The organism is Belnapia sp., from assembly GCF_059504005.1.
This window is the reverse complement of sequence record NZ_JCACHU010000044.1, coordinates 62,258-78,740: the sequence shown is the minus strand read 5'-3', so window position 1 is coordinate 78,740 and position 16,483 is coordinate 62,258. Positions and strand designations below refer to the sequence as shown.

Here is a 16,483-nt window from a genome sequence, read left to right as displayed (position 1 = left end):
GATGAAGTTCACCCTGTCCTGGCTGCGCGCGCATCTCGAGACCGAGGCGCCGCTCGACGACATCCTTGCCGCGCTCAACACCATCGGCCTCGAGGTCGAGGGAGTGGAGGATCGCGGCGCCGCGCTCGCCTCCTTCCGCATCGCCCATGTGGTGGAGGCGGTGCAGCACCCGAATGCCGACCGGCTGCGGGCGCTGAAGGTCGATCCCGGTGACGGCCGGCTGCTCTCCGTCGTCTGCGGCGCGCCGAATGCGCGGGCGGGGATGAAGGGGGTGCTGGCGCTGCCGGGGGCCTTCATCCCCGGCACGGGGATTACGCTGAAGAAGGGCGAGATCAGGGGCGTCGCCTCCGAGGCGATGATGCTCTCAGCCCGCGAGATGGGGCTCGGGGACGATCATTCGGGCATCGTCGACCTGCCGGAGGATGCGCCTCTCGGCGAGAGCTATGTGCGCTGGGCGGGGATGGACGACCCGATCATCGAGATCAGCGTGACGCCGAACCGGGGCGATGCGCTCTCGGTGCACGGCGTGGCGCGCGACCTGGCGGCGGCGGGGCTCGGGCGGCTGAAGCCGCGACCGGAGGCGAAGGTCGCGGCGGCCTATCCGGCGCCGCTGCGCTGGGAGATCGCCGATCCGCGCGCCTGCCAATGGGTGCTGGGGCGGGGGATCCGGGGCTTGCGCAACGGGCCCTCGCCGAAATGGCTGCAGGACTGGTTGGTGGCAATCGGGCAGCGGCCGATCAATGCGCTGGTCGATGTGACGAACCTCTTCACCTTCGGCCTCGGCCGGCCGCTGCATGTCTTCGACGTGGCGAAGGTCAGGGGCGGGAGGCTGACGCTGCGGATGGCGCGGGAGGGCGAGGAGCTCGCCGCGCTGAACGGCAAGACCTATGCGTTGACCGCGGAGGATGGCGTGATCGCCGACGAGGCGGGCGTGGAATCGCTCGGCGGCATCATCGGCGGCGCGCATTCGGGCTGCGACGAGGCGACGGCCGAGTGCTTCATCGAATGCGCGGTCTTCGACCCGGTGCGGATCGCGCTGTCCGGCCGGCGGCACGACATCCGCACCGATGCGCGGGCGCGGTTCGAGCGGGGCGTCGACCAGGCACTGCCGCCCGCCGCGCTCGATCTTGCCACGGCGCTGATGATCGAGCTCTGCGGCGGGGAGGCGAGCGAGGTCTCGGCGGCCGGGGCGGAGCCTGGCTGGCGGCGGAGCGCCTCGATGCGCTTCGAGCGGCTGGCGGGGCTAGGCGGGGCCGAGGTGGCGCCGGATGAGGCGGTCGGCATCCTGGAGCGGCTCGGCTTCGCCATCGAGGCGCGGGATGCGGAGCGGGTGACGGTCGCGGTGCCGCCCTGGCGCAACGACGTCGCCCAAGGGCGTGCGTCGCACGACGCCGGGGCCGGCGGGCTGGACCAGGCGCCGGGCCTCGCGCCCGAGCGGGCGCGGGCCGCGGCGGAGGGCTGTGCGCAGGTGGAGCCGGAGGCGGACCTGGTCGAGGAGGTGCTGCGCATCCGCGGGCTGGACCGCATCCCCGCCGTCTCGCTGCCGGTCGGGAGCATCGTGCCGCCGCCGGCGCTGAGCCTGAAGCAGGCGCGGGCCGCGCTGGCGCGGCGGGTGCTGGCGGCGCGGGGAATGATGGACTGCGTCAGCTTCGGCTTCCTCGAGGCAAAGGTCGCGGCGTTGTTCGGCGAGACGCCGGCGGCGCTCCGGCTCGAGAACCCGATCGCGGCGGATCTCGACCAGATGCGCCCGACGCCGATCGCCAGCCTGCTGCAGGCGGCGGCGCGGAACGCGGCGCGGGGCTATCCGGATGTCGCGCTGGCGGAGCTCGGCGCGGCCTACCGGGATGCCTCGCCGGAGGCGCAGCTGCAGGTGGCCGCCGGGGTGCGCACCGGGCATACGCCGCGGCACTGGGCGGAGGCCTCGCGTCCGGTCGATGCCATGGATGCCAAGGGGGATGCGCTGGCCGTGCTGGCGGCGCTCGGGGTGCCGATGGCGGCCGTGAGCGTCACCGCGGATGGCCCTGGCTTCTACCACCCGGGGCGGAGCGGCGTGCTGCGGCAGGGGCCGAAGGTGGTGCTCGCCACCTTCGGGGAGATCCATCCGCGGGTCCGGGCGGCGCTCGACCTCACGGGGCCGGCGGTCGGGTTCGAGGTCTTCCTCGATGCCATCCCGGAGCCGAAGCGCCGCAAGAAGGGTGCGCCCGACCTGCCGGCCTTCCAGCCGGTGCGGCGGGATTTCGCCTTCCTCGTCGATGAGGGGGTCGCGGCCGAAGCCGTGCTGCGGGCGGCGCGGGGGGCGGACAAGGCGCTCATCGCCGAGGTGGTGCTGTTCGACCGCTATGCGGGGGACAAGCTGCCGGAGGGAAAGGTGAGCCTCGCCATCCAGGCGGTGCTGCAGCCGCGCGAGGCGACGCTGACCGATGCCGAGATCGAGGCGGCGGCGGCGAAGATCGTCGCCGCCGTGGCCAAGGCGACGGGGGCGACGCTGCGCGGCTGAACCCAGGGCCGACCAATCCAGTGCTTTGACTTGGCCGGCTCCTGCCTTATCTGCAACCCCAAGAGGCTGGGCACCCCTGACCCGGCCGCCGGAATCCCATGCCCGATACCCCGCTCGCCCGCATCCGCAACTTCTCGATTATCGCCCATATCGACCATGGGAAATCGACGCTCGCCGACCGGCTGATCCAGGCCACCGGCACCGTGACCGCGCGCGAGATGAAGGAGCAGCTGCTCGACAACATGGAGCTGGAGCGGGAGCGGGGCATCACCATCAAGGCGCAGACGGTGCGGCTCGCCTACCAGGCGAAGGATGGGGAGACCTATATCCTCAACCTGATGGACACGCCCGGCCATGTCGACTTCGCCTATGAGGTGAGCCGAAGCCTGGCGGCCTGCGAGGGCTCGCTGCTGGTGGTGGACGCCTCGCAGGGGGTGGAGGCGCAGACGCTCGCCAATGTCTACCAGGCGATCGACGCCAACCACGAGATCGTCCCGGTCCTGAACAAGATCGACCTGCCGGCCGCCGAGCCGGAGCGGGTGAAGCAGCAGATCGAGGACGTCATCGGCATCGACGCCTCGGATGCCGTCGAGATCAGCGCGAAGACCGGCCTCAACATCGAGGGCGTGCTGGAGGCGATCGTCACGCGGCTGCCTCCCCCCACCGGCGATGCCGCGAAGACGACGACGGCGCTGCTGGTCGATAGCTGGTACGACGCCTATCTCGGCGTCGTCGTGCTGGTGCGGGTGAAGGACGGGCACCTGAAGAAGGGCCAGCGCATCCGCATGATGTCGAACGGCGCGGCGCATACCATCGAGCAGGTCGGCATCTTCACGCCGAAGATGGTTGCGGCCGAGAGCCTCGGGCCGGGCGAGATGGGCTATGTGACGGCGGCCATCAAGACGGTCGCCGACACCAATGTCGGCGACACCATCACCGACGACCGCAACCCGGCCAGTGCGGCGCTGCCGGGCTTCAAGCCGAGCATCCCGGTGGTGTGGTGCGGGCTCTACCCGGTCGATGCCGACGATTTCGAGAAGCTGCGGGAGAGCGTCGGCAAGCTGCGGCTGAACGACAGCAGCTTCCACTATGAGGCGGAGACGAGTGCGGCGCTGGGCCTCGGCTATCGCTGCGGCTTCCTCGGGCTGCTGCACCTCGAGATCGTGCAGGAGCGGCTGTCGCGGGAGTTCGACCTTGACCTGATCGCGACCGCGCCCTCCGTCGTCTACAAGATCCGCCGCACCAACGGCACGCTCGAGGAGCTGCACAACCCGGCGGACATGCCCGACCCCTCGCTGATCGACGAGATCGAGGAGCCCTGGATCAAGGCGACGATCATGGTGCCGGACGACTATCTCGGCGCCGTGCTGACGCTCTGCAACGAGCGGCGGGGCCAGCAGGTGGAGCTCACCTATGTCGGCGCGCGGGCGATGGCGGTCTACCGCCTGCCGCTGAACGAGGTGGTGTTCGACTTCTATGACAGGTTGAAGTCGGTCAGCCGCGGCTATGCCAGCTTCGACTATCAGGTGGATGGCTACGAGCCGGGCGACCTGGTGAAGATCTCCATCCTGGTGAATGCGGAGCCGGTGGATGCGCTCTCCTTCATGGCGCATCGCAGCCAGGCGGAGCGGCGGGGTAGGCAGATTTGCGAGAAGCTGAAGGAGTTGATCCCGCGCCAGCTCTTCAAGATCCCGATCCAGGCGGCGATCGGCGGGCGGGTGATCGCGCGCGAGACCATCTCTGCGATGTCGAAGGACGTGACGGCCAAGTGCTACGGCGGCGACATCAGCCGCAAGCGGAAGCTCCTCGACAAGCAGAAGGAGGGCAAGAAGCGCATGCGGCAGTTCGGCAAGGTCGAGATCCCGCAGAGCGCCTTCATCGCCGCGTTGAAGATGGACGCCTGAGCGGGCACCCTCTTTGCGGACGAAACGCGAGACGGTTCCCTGAGTTGATAGGCCCGGTGCCGCTGTTCTGATTGGGGCTTGCGCAATAAAGCCCATGTCATCTAAGCGGCAGGAACGAAACGCTACCGCACCGGGAGACCTTCATGAACCGCCTTGCCCGCCGCGCCCTGATGGCGCTGTCCCTGCTCGCCGCCGGCCCTGCTGCGGCGCAACAATTCCCGGGCCGCACCATCACGATCATCGTCCCCTTCGCTGCCGGCGGGCCGACCGATACGGTGTCCCGCCTGGTGGCCGAGGCCATGGGGCGCGACCTGGGCCAGACGGTGGTGGTGGAGAATGCGGGCGGGGCGGGGGGCACCATCGGCTCGCAGCGCGTGGCCCAGGCTCGGCCGGATGGCTACACGCTGCTGCTCCACCATATCGGCATGGCGACGGCGCCGACGCTCTACCGGCGGCTCGGTTATGACCCGGTCGGCGGGTTCGAGCCGATCGGGCTGATCACCGAGGTGCCGATGACCCTCGTCGCCAAGAAGGACTTCCCGGCGACCAACCTGGCCGAGGCGATTACGGTGATCCGGCGGGAGCGGGAGAACCTCAATTACGCCAATGCCGGCATCGGCGCGGCGAGCCATCTCTGCGGGCTGCTGCTGATGAAGGCCGTCGATGCGCCGATGACGACCGTGCCCTTCCGCGGCACGGGGCCGGCGATGCAGGAGATCCTCACCGGGCGCATCGACCTGATGTGCGACCAGACGACCAACACCACCGAGCAGATCAATGCCGGGGCGCTGAAGGTCTTTTCGGTGACGACCGAGGCCCGCATCCCGGCGCTGCCGAATGTGCCGACCTCGGCCGAGGCGGGGCTGCCGTCCTTCCAGGTGAGCGTGTGGCACGGGCTCTACGCGCCGAAGGGGACGCCGGCGCCGGTGGCGCAGCGGCTGTCGCAGGCGCTGCAGGTGGCGCTCCGCGATGAGCGGCTGGTGGCGCGCTTCAACGAGCTAGGCACCGCGCCGGTCGCGCAGGAGCGGGCGACGCCGGAGGCGCACCGGGCCTTCTGGCTGGCGGATATCGACAAGTGGCGGCCGATCATCCAGGCGGCCGGACAGTACGCCGACTGAGAGCGAGTCCGGCGGATGCGCCCCGCGACGCATCCCCGTCCGGGCTAAGGATCGGCCGGGCGGAGCGGAAGCTCCATCATGCAGGCCAGCCCGGCCGGATTCCAATCGAGCACGACGGTGCCGCCGAGCTGGCCGCGCACCGTCCCGTCCAGCACGCGGGTGCCGAAGCCGCAGCGTGCCGGCGGGGCGATGACCGGGGGGCCCCCTGCTTCGGTCCAGCTGAGGCGGAGCCGGGCGGTCGGCTCGGCCATCAGCTCCCAGCGCAGCGCGACCGTCCCGCCGGGGACGGAAAGGACGCGGTATTTCACCGCAATGGTGGCGAGTTCGTGCAGGGCCATGGCCAGGGGCTGCGCCGCATGGACGGGCAGGGCAACGGCCGAGCCCTCGAGCGCGATGCGCTGCTGCGGTCCGATGAAGGGCGCAAGTTCGCCCTCCAGCAGGGTGCCGAGATCGGCGCCTGTCCAGCGGTCCTGGGCAAGCAGGCTTTGCGCCCGCGCCAGGGCGGCGACGCGGCCGTTCACTGCCGTCACGAAGCTGGGCACGTCCGGCGCCCGGGTCAGCCGCAGGGCGGACTGGACCACCGCCAGCGCGTTCTTCGCCCGGTGGTCCACCTCGCGGGAGAGCAGGGCCTGGCGCTCCTCGGCCTGCTTCCGCCCGGTGATGTCCCAGACCAGCCCGGCCATCCGCAGCTCGCCGGTGACCGGGACACGCTCGGCCGTTGCCCGCTCTTCCAGCCAGACCACCTTGCCGTCGCTCGGGCGGATGACGCGGAATTCCGAATGCCAGGCGGTGCCCTGCTCGACGGCGGACCGCACCAGGACGGCATGGCGCTCCCGGTCTTCTGAGTGAAGAAGGCGGAGGCCCGCGGCGGCGTTGTCCACCGCCTCGCCGGGGCGCAGGCCGAAGAGCTCGGCCGCCCGGGCGGAGTAGGTCACGCGGTCGGCGGCGGGATCCCAGCTCCAGGCGGCCATGCGGGCAGCGGAGAGGGCCGCGTCGAGCCGTGCCTCGCTGTCGCGCAGCGCCGCCTCGGCCCCCATCTCCTCGGTCATGTCGCGCGTGGTGCCGGCCACCGCCTCGACCCGGCCATCGGCGCCGAGGACGGGGACGAAGATGTAGTCGTAGATGCGCCGGCCGAAGGTGCCGGTGAAGGGGACTTGGCCGCGGATCGGCTCGCGGGTGGCGATCACATGCTCGATCTCGCGGTCATGCATCGCGGCATGCCAGTCGGGATAGCCGAGCTCGAGGCAGGTACGGCCGATCGCCTCCTCTCAGCTGCGGCCCCACATCCGCAGCAGGCCCTCATTGGCATAGATGAAGCGGTGGTCGAGGTCGAAGACATAGGCGAGGTCGGGGGTATTGGTCAGGATGGCCTCGTAGAGGCGGCGCTGGCGCTCGGCCTCGCTGCGGTCGCGGCAGCCCTCAGCATCGAGCGCCTGCTGGGCGAGGACCTTCTCCGTCGTCTCGACCGCCATGCAGAGGAAGCCGGCAACGGCGCCGGCCTCGTCGCGCAGCGGCGTCCAGGAGAAGGTGAACCAGCTCGTCGGCCGGCCGGCGAGAGGGATCGCGCGGTCGACGACATGCTGCGCCTCGCCGGCGAGCGTCGCGGCGACCACGGACCGGTAGTTGTCCTCGATCCCGGCGAAGAGCTCGGCATGGGGCTGGCCGAGGCCGGCCGGGTGCTTGGCGCCGAGGATCGGGATACAGGCGTCGTTGTAGAGCGAGGTGAGCCGCTCGCCCCAGGCGAGGCAGGCCGGCTGGCGCGTCTGCAGCATCAGGCCGACCACGCTGCGCAGGCTCTGCGGCCAGGTCTCGATGGGGCCGAGCGGGCTGGAGGCCCAGTCATGCGCCAGGAGGCGCTGGCTCATGTCGCCCGGGGCACGGAGGAAGGCGGGCGGGGCGTCTTCGGGCATGAGGCAACAGGTGGGCTTCGGGGGCGCCTGTCAACGGGCCGGGCCATCACGGATGGCGGGCGAGCACCCGCCGGGCGCGTTCCACCACCGGCTCGTCGATCATCTGCCCCTCGAAGCTGACGGCGCCGATGCCCTGGGCGAGGCTGGCCTCGAAGGCCGCGACCATGCGGCGGGCGCGGGCGATCTCCTCCGGGCTGTCGCCGTACTCCTCGTTGATGACGGCGACCTGCGAGGGGTGGATGCAGCTCGCGCAGGCGAAGCCGAGCTTGCGGGAGCGGCGGAGCATCGCCCGGTACCCCTCCGGGTCGTCGAGGCCGGCGACGGTGCCGATGAAGCCGAGGGGCAGGATGCCGGCAGCGCGGGCGGCCATCAGCGCCATCATCTTCGGCAGGTAGAGCGCGTCGGGCGTGGGTTCGGCGCCGAGGTCGGTGGCGAGGTCCTCGCCGCCGGCGCCGAGGGCGACGAGGCGCGGCTCGGCGCGGGCGATGGCCTCGAGCGAGGGCAGGGCGTCGGCGGTCTCGACCAAGCCGATGCAGCTTGTGCGGCCGACCGGCACGCCATGCGCGTCCTCGCTCTCGGCGATCAGCTCGGAGAGCAGGCGGAGATGGTCGGGGCCCATCAGCTTGGTCAACACCAGCGCATCGGCGCCGGAGGCGACGGCGGCGTCGATGTCGAGGGCGGCGAGGCGGAGGAGGCGGTTGATGCGGACGCAGGCGGCGGCGCCATTCTGCGTCACGCGGGGAATGGCGGAGGCGAGGGCAGCGCGCGCGGCCGGCTTCTCGGCCGGGGCGACGGCATCCTCGAGGTCGAGGATGATGGCGTCGGCACCGCGGGTATGGGCGCGGGCGACGAAGCTTTCCCGCGTCGCAGGGACGTAGAGCAGGGACCGCCAGGCGGGGAGCGTGCGCATGGGGCGATGCTCAGCCCCTCGCTCCGCCCGGTCAATGCCGGTATGCAAGGGCATGCCGCGCGCTTCCGGAAGCCTCGCCGACCAGGCCTATGACCGTTTCCGCGAGGGGTTGCGCAGCGGCAGCCTCCGCCCTGGCCAGCGCGTGCTGGAGGTGGAGCTGGCCGAGCGGCTCGGCATGAGCCGGACGCCGGTGCGGGAGGCGATCCGGAGGCTGCAATCCGAGGGGCTGATCGCGCATGGGCCGGGCGGCGGGCTCTGCGTCGCGCAGTACGACCATGCCGAGGTCGCCGAGCTCTACGGCATGCGCGAGGCGCTGGAGGGCACCGCGGCAAGGCTGGCCGCGCGGCAGGCGGGGCGGCCCGACCTCCTGCTGCTCGAGGCGCTGGTGCAGGCGGAGGCCGCGCTGCCGCCGGAGATGGTCGCCGAGCACAACCGGCGATTCCATCGGGCGCTGCACCAGGCGGCGCATAACCGCTACCTGCTGCGGGCGCTGGCGCCGATCGGCGATGCCCTGCTGCTGCTCGGGCCGACGACGCTCGCCCATCCCGGCCGGGCGGCGGCGGCGCGGGAGGAGCATGCGCGGATCGTCGCGGCCATCGCCGCCGGGGATGCGGATGGGGCGGAGGCGGCGGCGCGGGCGCATATCGCGGCGGCGCATGCGGCACGGCTGGCGATGGCGGCGGAGGAGCCCGCCTGAGCGTCAGACGGCGCGCAGCAGGACCACACTGACATTGTCGCGGGCGCCGCGGTCGACAGCCGCGTCGATGATGGCGGCGGCCGTCGCGCCCTGGAGGAGCATCGCGGCCAGCTCCTCCTCCGGCAGCGCCTTGAACAGCCCGTCGCTGCAAAGCAGCAGCATGTCGCCCGGGGCGATGCGGCCGCTCACCTTGTCGAGCAGCAGCTCGCCCGTGGCGCCGACGGCGCGGAGGATGACGTTGGCCTGCGGATGCACCTCGGCCTCCGCCTCAGTCAGCGTGCCCTGGTCGACCATCTCCTGCACCAGAGAGTGGTCGCGGGTCACGCGCTGAAGCAAGCCGTCGCGCATGAGGTAGGCGCGGCTGTCGCCGGCCCAGAGGCAGGCGAAGTGGCCATGGCGGGCGAGCAGCAGCACGACGGTGGTGGCGATGATGCGCCCCTCGCCCAGCGCCGCGGCCTGGGCCTGGAGCTCGGCATGCACGCCGGCGAGGCGAAGGCGGGCCTGGGCGAGGATCTCGGCGGCGGAAAGGCCGGGGGGGATGGCGTCGAGCGCGGCGGCGACGGCCTGGCTCGCCACATCGCCCGCGCCATGGCCGCCGGCGCCGTCGGCGACCGCCCAGAGGCCGAGATCGGGGCGGTGGACCAGGCTGTCCTCGTTCCGCTTGCGCACGGCGCCCGGATGGGTCGCGGAGTCGGAGACGAGGCCGGGCTCGATCGAGGCGCTCATGGCTGGGCATCCAGCAACAGGACGAATTCGAAGGGCTCCGGTAGGGCAGGGAGCGGCCAGACCAGGCCGGGCTCCCCCGCAGTCCACCAGCCCGGCTCGGGCGCCTCGGCGGCGTCGGCCCCGCCCGGCTCGGGCAGGAGGGCGGCCAGGGCGTCGGCGGTCAGCGCCTCGGCCTGGGCATGGCGGAGGGTGCCCTCCAGCGCGGCGAACCAGGGGGCGGGCCAGAGCGGATTGCCAGGGGCGGTGGCGGCCAGCGTCAGCGGGAAGCGGCGGCCGACGCCGTCCATCGAGGGGGCCATGAGGCCGGCGACCGCATCCGGCCCGCAGGCGCCGGGAGGGAGCGCGAAGCGCCAGGCGGGGGCCGCGGCCCAGGCGGCATCGAAGCCGTCGCCGAGGCTGTCGCGCGCGGCGGTCATGCCGGCTTGCAGCCAGGCATCCCAGGGCTCGCAGAAACTGGGCGGCAGCGCGCGGCGCACGAAATCCCCATGCGCCGGGAGCTTGCCATGGAGGCCCGTCACGGCGCGAGTTGCGGGCATCGGAATTCCTGCAGCTCGCGCAGGCCGAAGGGGTGGATCGTGCTGCCGGTCCGCAGCTCGAAGACGACCGAGCGGTCGCCCTGCGTCACCGTGGCCCGCAGCCGATCGGCCTGGCCGGTCGCCTGGAGCGCCGCCTGACGGCCGGTGACGAGCTTGAAGGCCGACCAGCCGCTGTCGAAGCCGAGCGGCCCGGCCGAGGAGGCCGGCTCGAAATTGAGGGTCAGGTTGCCGCGGCTCGGCCAGCCGAGGGGGATGGGCCGGCCGGAGCCGCCGCGCGGCATTTCGTAGCGGGTGCCGTCGACTTCCAGGATCGCTCCTTGGGCATTCGGGTCGAGGCCCTGCGGGACCAGCTCGAAGCGGAGCCCGCCCATCATCGCGCCGCCGGGGAAGAAGGCGTCGCGGATGGCCTGGGCGCGCTCGAATTGCAGCACGTCGGCCTGGGTCACCGGCGGGGCGAGGCCCGCCGTCGCCACCAGCCGCCAGGGGCGCTGGGTGGTGTCGACATAGGGGCGGATCCACTGGGCGAAGAACTGGTCCAGCGCTCCGCCCGGGCTGAAGAGCCGGGCGAAGTCGTCGACCGGCATGTCCTGCGCCGAATCGCGGCGGAAGGGGAAGGGGATGCCGCGCGGGTCGGCGAGCGCGCGGCAGACCGGGCCGAGCGCCTGGCCGCCGGCGGCGGCGATGGCGGCCTTGGCGCCGCCGCTGCGCTGGGTCGCGGTCGACTGGCCGAGGGCGGTGAGCCAGCGGGCCAGCGGTTGGGGCTGGCGGGCCGCCTCGGCGAGCAGGCGCTGGCCGGGGTCGAGGCCCGCGGTCGGCGCCGGCACCACCGTCCCTGGCGGGGAGGAGGCGAGGCGGGCGACCTGCACATAGAGCTCGTTGACGATGGCCAGCACGCCGTCGAGCGGCTGGCCGGCGGCGGTGCGGAGCGCCTGGAAGCGGGTCTCCACCACCTGGGCGACGGGCTCGGCGCCGGTGGGGGCCGCAGCCTGGCCCTGGGCGGCCTGGACACGCTGGGCCTCGGCGCCGCGGCCGGGGGCGGCCCAGCCCTCCGGCGGGGTGCCCGGGGAGAGCTGGCGGGCGGCGGCGCGGAGCAGGTCGCGGATGGGGGAGGTGGGCGCGCCGAGGACGTTCAGCCCCTCGGCGGCGTCGGTGAGGTTGCGGAAGGGGGGGAGGACGAGGTCGTCGAGCATCGCCTGCCAGGCGCGGGCATAGTCCTCGGCATAGAGGGCGAGGATGGCGGCTTCGAGCCGGGCCGGGTCCTCGGCGCCGGAGGCCCGGGCCTCGGGGCCGAGCACCCAGGCTTCGCCGGCGGCGGCGCGGACGGCGTCGCCAAGGGCGGGCATCAGGCCCTTGTAGAGCCCGTCCACGGTGTAGAGGCCGGGGACGCCCTCGGTCAGCGGGCGGCCGGAGGCGCGGGTGAAGAAGCGCTGGCCGGCGGGGCCGACCGCCTCGGCGGGCGTCCAGGGGCGGAGCTGCTGGCCGAGGGGGCGGAGGCGGGAATAGACGCGCTCGGCCATCGGCAGGCGGGAGAAGACGCGGCGGGCGCCGTCGACCAGCGCGCCGTCGAGCGGATAGCCGGAGAAGTCCATCGCCAGCAGGGCGTCGAGATGACCGAGGAGCGTGTCGCGCTGCGGCGCGCCGGTGGCGCCGGGGAAGCTGCGGAGCCAGTCGGCCAGCAGCCATTCGCGGACCAGCGGCTTGTCGAGCGGGCCCTGGCGGCCGAGCATCAGGTAGACGCGCGTCGCCTCGTAGAGAAAGTCGGGGCGCTGGAAATTGGCGCGGATCTGCGCCTCCAGCCCGGCGAGCAGGCGGGGCAGCATCACCCGGTCGAGCGTGCGGCGATAGGCGGCCTCGGCGCCCGTCGCCAGCTCCGCCTCCTGCGACAGGCCGAGGCCGCCGCCGGGGGTGCGGGCGGCCGCCGGCAGGGGTTTCGCGGCGTCGAGATAGGGCAGGACGGCGGCGAGGTTGGCATCCAGCACCGGGTCGAAGCGGACGGTGCGACCGGCGCCCTCGGCCTTGGCCAGCGCCTCCTCGAGGGCGGCGGCGCGGCGTTGCTCGGCGGTATAGGCGCTGTAGGACCAGCCGAGGCCGCCAAGCGTCACGACCGCGGCGAGGGACCAGGCGGCGATCGCCACCATGCGGCGGCGGCGTTCCGCTCCGCGGTCGCGGGCGGCGAGGCGGGCCTCGTTGAACACCACCTCGCGCAGCAGCCGGCCGAGGAAGAAGCTGCGGCCGCGCTGGCCGAGCACGCCGACGGGGCGGCGCGGGTCGAGGCCGAAGGCGCGGCTGAGGGCGCCGGTGAGGCGGTCGATCGGCGTGCCTTCCTGGGTGCCGGAGGCGAAGTAGACGCCGCGCAGCATCGGCGCCGGGTCGAGCCTTGTGCCGCCGAAGGCCGCCTGGACGAAGCCGCCGACCGGCTCGGCCAGCGAGGCCACCTGGCCGGGGAAGGCCATGATGGCGGCGCGCTGGGAGGGGCCGCGCTCGGCCTGGAGGCGCTCCAGCAGGCGGGCCTGGAGGCGGGTCATCAGCGCGGCGAACTCACCAGCGAATTTGCCGGAGCTGCCTTCCGGGCCGCTCTCCAGCGGGAAGGTCATGCCCCAGACCTGGGCGCGGGTCTCCTTGTCGAGGTCGTCGAAGAATTCGGTGAAGCCGGAGAGCAGGTCCGCCTTGCTGACGAACAGGTAGACGGGCAGGCGCTGGCCTAGCTTCTCCTCGAGCTCCTTGATGCGCTTGCGGACGGCGCGGGCATGGTCTTGCCGCCCTTGCGCGTCGAGCTTGCTCAGCATGTCGACGCCGAAGCAAACCAGCACGCCGTTCAGCGGCTGGCGCGGGCGGTTGCGGCGGAGCATGGCGAGGAAGCGGTCCCACCCGGCCTTGTCGGCCGCGGCGTCGCTGTCCTGCGTGGTATAGCGGCCCGCGGTGTCGATGAGGACGGCGCGGTCGGTCAGCCACCAGTCGCAGTTGCGGGTGCCGCCGACGCCGGCGACGCGGCCCTCTGCGAGCGGGAATTCGAGGCCCGACTGTGCGATCGCCGTGGTCTTGCCGCTGCCGGGCGGGCCGATGAAGACATACCAAGGGAGGTCGTAGAGGTAGCCGCCCTTGCCGCCGGTCGCCTGCTTGAGGGCGGCGAGGGCCGCGGTCAGCTTCTCGCGGAGCGCGGCCTCCTCCTCGGCGCTGGCCTGAGCGGAGGGGTCGGGTGCGGCGGCCTCGGCGACGAGCGCCTTGTCGCGCTTCGCCCGGCGCAGGCCGATGATGGCGACGGTGACGAGGAAGACAATGACCGGCAGCGCGGCGAGGGCGAGCCGGGGAAGGAAGGACTCGAAGGGGTAGAACTCGCCGGCGCCGATCAGCGGGCCGTACACCCAGAAGAGCGCGGCCATGGCCAGCGCCGCGACCAGCCCGGCCAGCGCCGGGACGGAGCCGAGGACGGAGAGCAGCGCGTCCATCAGCGGGCGCTCCCAAAGGTCACCACGACCTCGATGCGGCGGTTCTCCTCGCGGCCCTCGGCCGTGGCGTTGGCGGCGACCGGCTCGCTCTCGCCTCTGCCTTCGGAGCTGAAGCGGCTGCGGTCGCCACCCGTGGCTGTGGCGATGACGTCGAGCGCCGCCTGCGCCCGGGCCGCGGAGAGGTGGTAGTTGGAAGGGAAGCGGGCGGTCTTGATCGGCTGGTTGTCGCTATGGCCGAGGATCTGCACCGAGCCCGGCTCCTCGCGCAGCGCCTCGCCGATGCGGTTCATCAGCGGCAGGAAGCGCGGGTCGAGCGCGGCGCTGCCGGAGGCGAACATGCCGCGGTTGCGGATGCGGACGATGACGCGGTTGGGGTCGGAGAGCACGGTGACGAGGCCCTGCTGGATCTCGGGGGCGAGGAATTGGCGGAGGCGCGCGGGCAGGTCGGGCCGTGCCGGCGTGGCCGCAGGCGGCGGCGGGGCGGGCGGCACGGGCGGGGCGGCGCGCTGGATGGTCGGCAAGGCGCCGGGCGGGAGGGCGGCGAGGCGGGCGAAGAGATCCTCCGACTTCCCGCCGAGGCTGCTGGCGAGGCCGGCATAGGCGATGCCGAGCACGGCGACGGTCATCACCGCGGCGACCCAGCTCGGCACGCTACGGCTGGTGCGGCGGTGCGGGGCATCGACGCCGCGCCAGTGTGGTGAGAGCTCCCGTTCATAGGGACCGCGGAGTTGGACGAGGAGCTGGTAGAGGCCCTCCCTGATCCGGTCGAGCTCCGCCGTGCCGCGCTGCGAGAGGCGGTAGCGCCCTTGTAGGCCAAGCGCGAGGCAGAGATAGGAGACCTCGAGCGCCTGGCGGTATCGGCCCGGGTCCTTCTGCATGCCGGCGAGCATGTCGAAGAAGCGGTCGCCCGCCTTCACCTCCTGATGGAAGGTGGAGACGAGGGAATGGGCGCCCCAGCCGCTCTGCTGGCCCCAGGGCGTCGCCATGGCGACGTCGTCGATGGCGGCGCAGAGGCCGTAATGCGCGGCGCGGATCTCGTCCGAGTTGATCTCGGCGGCGCGGGCCTCCGCCTCGAAGCCGCGCATGGCGCGGATGGCGCGCTGGCGCAGCTCCTCCGGGTTCGGGACATGGACGCTGGCGACCAAGCGCGAAAGCAGGTCGAGCAGCGGCGCGGCAGCGGCGGAGAGCGGGCCGAGGCCGATCTTCGGCAGCGTCTCCGCCTCGCCCGCCATGCGGGGTGTCGGCCCGAAATCCGGCATGGGCGCGGATGGCGGTGGGGCGCCGAAGGCCGGGGGCGGTGGGGTGGCCGGGGCGGCGGCCGGCATCGGCGTGGTGGCGCGGGCCGGGCCGCGCACCACCGTGCGGTCGCTGTCGTCGGGCTCGGAGAAGGGATTGTCGCTCATGCGAGGATCGCCCAGAGCTCCATGCGAAGATTGGGGAATTCACCGGCGACGTGGATGGCGAAGCCGCCCGAGGTCTGCATCTGCTGCCAGTGCGGGCTGCCGCGATCCAGCTCGAAATAGGTGGCGCCGGCATGGAAGGGGATCTGCCGCGGCGCGACGGGCAGGGGCCGCACGGCGATGCCGGGCAGCGCCACGTTCACCAGCTCGCGGATATGCTCCACCGCGCCGATCTTCACCTGGTTCGGGAAGAGGCGGCGGAGGTGCTCGGAGGGCATGTCGGCCTGCACCGAGAGCACGAAGGAGCCGGCGCGCAGCCAGTTGCGGTCGGTGATCGGGCCGATGCGCACGCCGTGCCGCGCATCGCGCAGCGGGATGGAGACGGCATTCTGGTCGATATCGGCAGATAGGGCGCGGCGCAGGTCGGCGATGACGGGGGCGAAGCTGCGCTGCAGGTCCTCGTGCCGGTAGCCAGGATAGGAGGCGGCGCGGCGGTTCGGGTCGGTGAAGGTGGCGAGCTCGCCGGCGAGCTGGACCAGGCCGCTGTAGAGAGCCTCCGGATGGACGTTGCCGGCATCGGCCCAGTGGGCGAGCAGCGGCTGCCAGCGGTTCAGCGCCTGCAGCAGCAGGAACTGGCTGACATCGGCGACGCCGCGCGAGCCGGGCTGGGCGAGGCGCCCGGCCAGCGCCTCGGCGCGCTGGCCGATCATACCGACCAGCTCGGCGATCAGGTTGGCGAGCGGCGCGGCGGCGGAGATGCGGAGGCAGGTCGGAATGTAGCGCTCATCGACGACGACGCGGCGGTCGGCCTGGACCTCGACGATCCGGGCGATGCCGATGCCGGTGAAGCCGGCGCGCTCCTCCGTCTCCAGCATGAAGCGCAGCCGCGGGCGGCCGACCTGCAGCTCGGCGGGGAGGGTGCTGTCGGAATGGGTGTCGAAGGCCTCGAAGCTGCGCAGCGCGTAGCGGGCGCCGCCGCTCTCTGGCCCCTCGGTGAAGGCGACCTCGGGACTGCCGGGCTGGCGGATCGGCGCGGCGAGATAGACAACTGCGTTGCGCGTGCCCTCGGGCAGGTCGAGCGGCAGGGGCTGGTCGGCCTGGCCCGGGATGGCGAAGGGCGTGCCGTCCTCCAGCACGCCCGCGGCATTGGCGAGGGCGAATTTGCCCGCGCCCAGCAGGTCGCGGTCGAGGGAGAGCTCCGTCACGCCCCAGGGATGCGGGCGCAGCGGCGCGGTGCGCGCCTGGAGCAGGTGCTCCAGGTAGCGGTCCTGCTGCTGGAAGTGCTGGGCGCGGAGGAACATCCCCTCCTGCCAGACCACCTTGTCGTACCAGCTCATTC

12 protein-coding genes are annotated in these 16,483 nt (G+C 72.7%); 4 read left to right on the top strand and 8 right to left on the bottom strand.

The window, feature by feature from the left end; translation table 11 throughout:
• Position 1 precedes the first annotated feature (1 nt).
• The 3 genes from pheT (at position 2) to AC5JJ1_RS06545 (ending at position 5,519) form a co-directional block, all read left to right on the top strand.
• Positions 2–2,497 (top strand): phenylalanine--tRNA ligase subunit beta, encoded by a 2,496-nt coding sequence (gene pheT, locus AC5JJ1_RS06555; RefSeq protein WP_495784304.1) that lies wholly within the window; start codon positions 2–4, stop codon positions 2,495–2,497.
• A 98-nt stretch (positions 2,498–2,595) separates the two neighbouring features.
• A complete protein-coding gene (lepA, locus tag AC5JJ1_RS06550; protein WP_495784303.1) occupies positions 2,596–4,401 on the top strand; it encodes a translation elongation factor 4 in 1,806 nt (601 codons plus the stop codon).
• A gap of 143 nt (positions 4,402–4,544) precedes the next feature.
• A complete protein-coding gene (locus AC5JJ1_RS06545) occupies positions 4,545–5,519 on the top strand; it encodes a tripartite tricarboxylate transporter substrate-binding protein (RefSeq protein WP_495784302.1) in 975 nt (324 codons plus the stop codon).
• 44 nt (positions 5,520–5,563) lie between these two features.
• Here AC5JJ1_RS06545 and AC5JJ1_RS06540 read toward each other — a convergent pair whose 3' ends face one another.
• Genes AC5JJ1_RS06540 through AC5JJ1_RS06530 form a run of 3 tightly spaced genes read right to left on the bottom strand, consistent with a single transcriptional unit; the run spans position 5,564 to position 8,339 of the window.
• The gene (locus AC5JJ1_RS06540) at positions 5,564–6,778 is read right to left on the bottom strand and encodes a PAS domain-containing HWE histidine kinase family protein (RefSeq protein ID WP_495784406.1); all 1,215 of its coding nucleotides are present in this window, start codon (positions 6,776–6,778) and stop codon (positions 5,564–5,566) included.
• Between the two features lie 9 nt (positions 6,779–6,787).
• The gene (locus AC5JJ1_RS06535) at positions 6,788–7,429 is read right to left on the bottom strand and encodes a PAS domain-containing protein (RefSeq protein WP_495784301.1); all 642 of its coding nucleotides are present in this window, start codon (positions 7,427–7,429) and stop codon (positions 6,788–6,790) included.
• Between the two features lie 46 nt (positions 7,430–7,475).
• Positions 7,476–8,339 (bottom strand): HpcH/HpaI aldolase/citrate lyase family protein, encoded by an 864-nt coding sequence (locus AC5JJ1_RS06530; protein ID WP_495784300.1) that lies wholly within the window; start codon positions 8,337–8,339, stop codon positions 7,476–7,478.
• A gap of 52 nt (positions 8,340–8,391) precedes the next feature.
• Here AC5JJ1_RS06530 and AC5JJ1_RS06525 point away from each other — a divergent pair, with 52 nt between their 5' ends.
• Positions 8,392–9,036 carry a GntR family transcriptional regulator gene (locus AC5JJ1_RS06525; protein ID WP_495784299.1) on the top strand — a complete coding sequence of 215 codons (645 nt, stop codon included), beginning with the start codon at positions 8,392–8,394 and terminating at the stop codon, positions 9,034–9,036.
• A gap of 3 nt (positions 9,037–9,039) precedes the next feature.
• Here the strand turns inward: AC5JJ1_RS06525 and AC5JJ1_RS06520 are convergent, their stop codons facing one another.
• From AC5JJ1_RS06520 to tssK, 5 genes are read right to left on the bottom strand one after another with little or no spacing between them, the layout of a single operon-like run.
• Entirely contained in the window at positions 9,040–9,762 is a 723-nt protein-coding gene (locus tag AC5JJ1_RS06520; protein ID WP_495784298.1) for a PP2C family protein-serine/threonine phosphatase, read from the bottom strand.
• The gene (gene tagF, locus AC5JJ1_RS06515) at positions 9,759–10,298 is read right to left on the bottom strand and encodes a type VI secretion system-associated protein TagF (RefSeq protein ID WP_495784297.1); all 540 of its coding nucleotides are present in this window, start codon (positions 10,296–10,298) and stop codon (positions 9,759–9,761) included. Before tagF ends, AC5JJ1_RS06520 begins: the two co-directional genes overlap by 4 nt.
• Entirely contained in the window at positions 10,277–13,744 is a 3,468-nt protein-coding gene (gene tssM / locus AC5JJ1_RS06510; RefSeq protein ID WP_495784296.1) for a type VI secretion system membrane subunit TssM, read from the bottom strand. The genes tagF and tssM overlap by 22 nt, the downstream gene beginning before the upstream one ends.
• Entirely contained in the window at positions 13,744–15,147 is a 1,404-nt protein-coding gene (tssL, locus tag AC5JJ1_RS06505; RefSeq protein WP_495784295.1) for a type VI secretion system protein TssL, long form, read from the bottom strand. The genes tssM and tssL overlap by 1 nt, the downstream gene beginning before the upstream one ends.
• Entirely contained in the window at positions 15,144–16,481 is a 1,338-nt protein-coding gene (gene tssK / locus AC5JJ1_RS06500; protein WP_495784294.1) for a type VI secretion system baseplate subunit TssK, read from the bottom strand. The genes tssL and tssK overlap by 4 nt, the downstream gene beginning before the upstream one ends.
• Positions 16,482–16,483 lie beyond the last annotated feature (2 nt).

Coding starts and splice junctions, on each gene's coding strand:
- pheT (WP_495784304.1), top strand. CDS start 2: ATGAAGTTCACCCTGTCCTGGCTGCGCGCGCATCTCGAGACCGAGGCG.
- lepA (WP_495784303.1), top strand. CDS start 2,596: ATGCCCGATACCCCGCTCGCCCGCATCCGCAACTTCTCGATTATCGCC.
- AC5JJ1_RS06545 (WP_495784302.1), top strand. CDS start 4,545: ATGAACCGCCTTGCCCGCCGCGCCCTGATGGCGCTGTCCCTGCTCGCC.
- AC5JJ1_RS06535 (WP_495784301.1), bottom strand. CDS start 7,429: ATGCCCGAAGACGCCCCGCCCGCCTTCCTCCGTGCCCCGGGCGACATG.
- AC5JJ1_RS06530 (WP_495784300.1), bottom strand. CDS start 8,339: ATGCGCACGCTCCCCGCCTGGCGGTCCCTGCTCTACGTCCCTGCGACG.
- AC5JJ1_RS06525 (WP_495784299.1), top strand. CDS start 8,392: ATGCCGCGCGCTTCCGGAAGCCTCGCCGACCAGGCCTATGACCGTTTC.
- AC5JJ1_RS06520 (WP_495784298.1), bottom strand. CDS start 9,762: ATGAGCGCCTCGATCGAGCCCGGCCTCGTCTCCGACTCCGCGACCCAT.
- tagF (WP_495784297.1), bottom strand. CDS start 10,298: ATGCCCGCAACTCGCGCCGTGACGGGCCTCCATGGCAAGCTCCCGGCG.
- tssM (WP_495784296.1), bottom strand. CDS start 13,744: ATGGACGCGCTGCTCTCCGTCCTCGGCTCCGTCCCGGCGCTGGCCGGG.
- tssL (WP_495784295.1), bottom strand. CDS start 15,147: ATGAGCGACAATCCCTTCTCCGAGCCCGACGACAGCGACCGCACGGTG.
- tssK (WP_495784294.1), bottom strand. CDS start 16,481: ATGAGCTGGTACGACAAGGTGGTCTGGCAGGAGGGGATGTTCCTCCGC.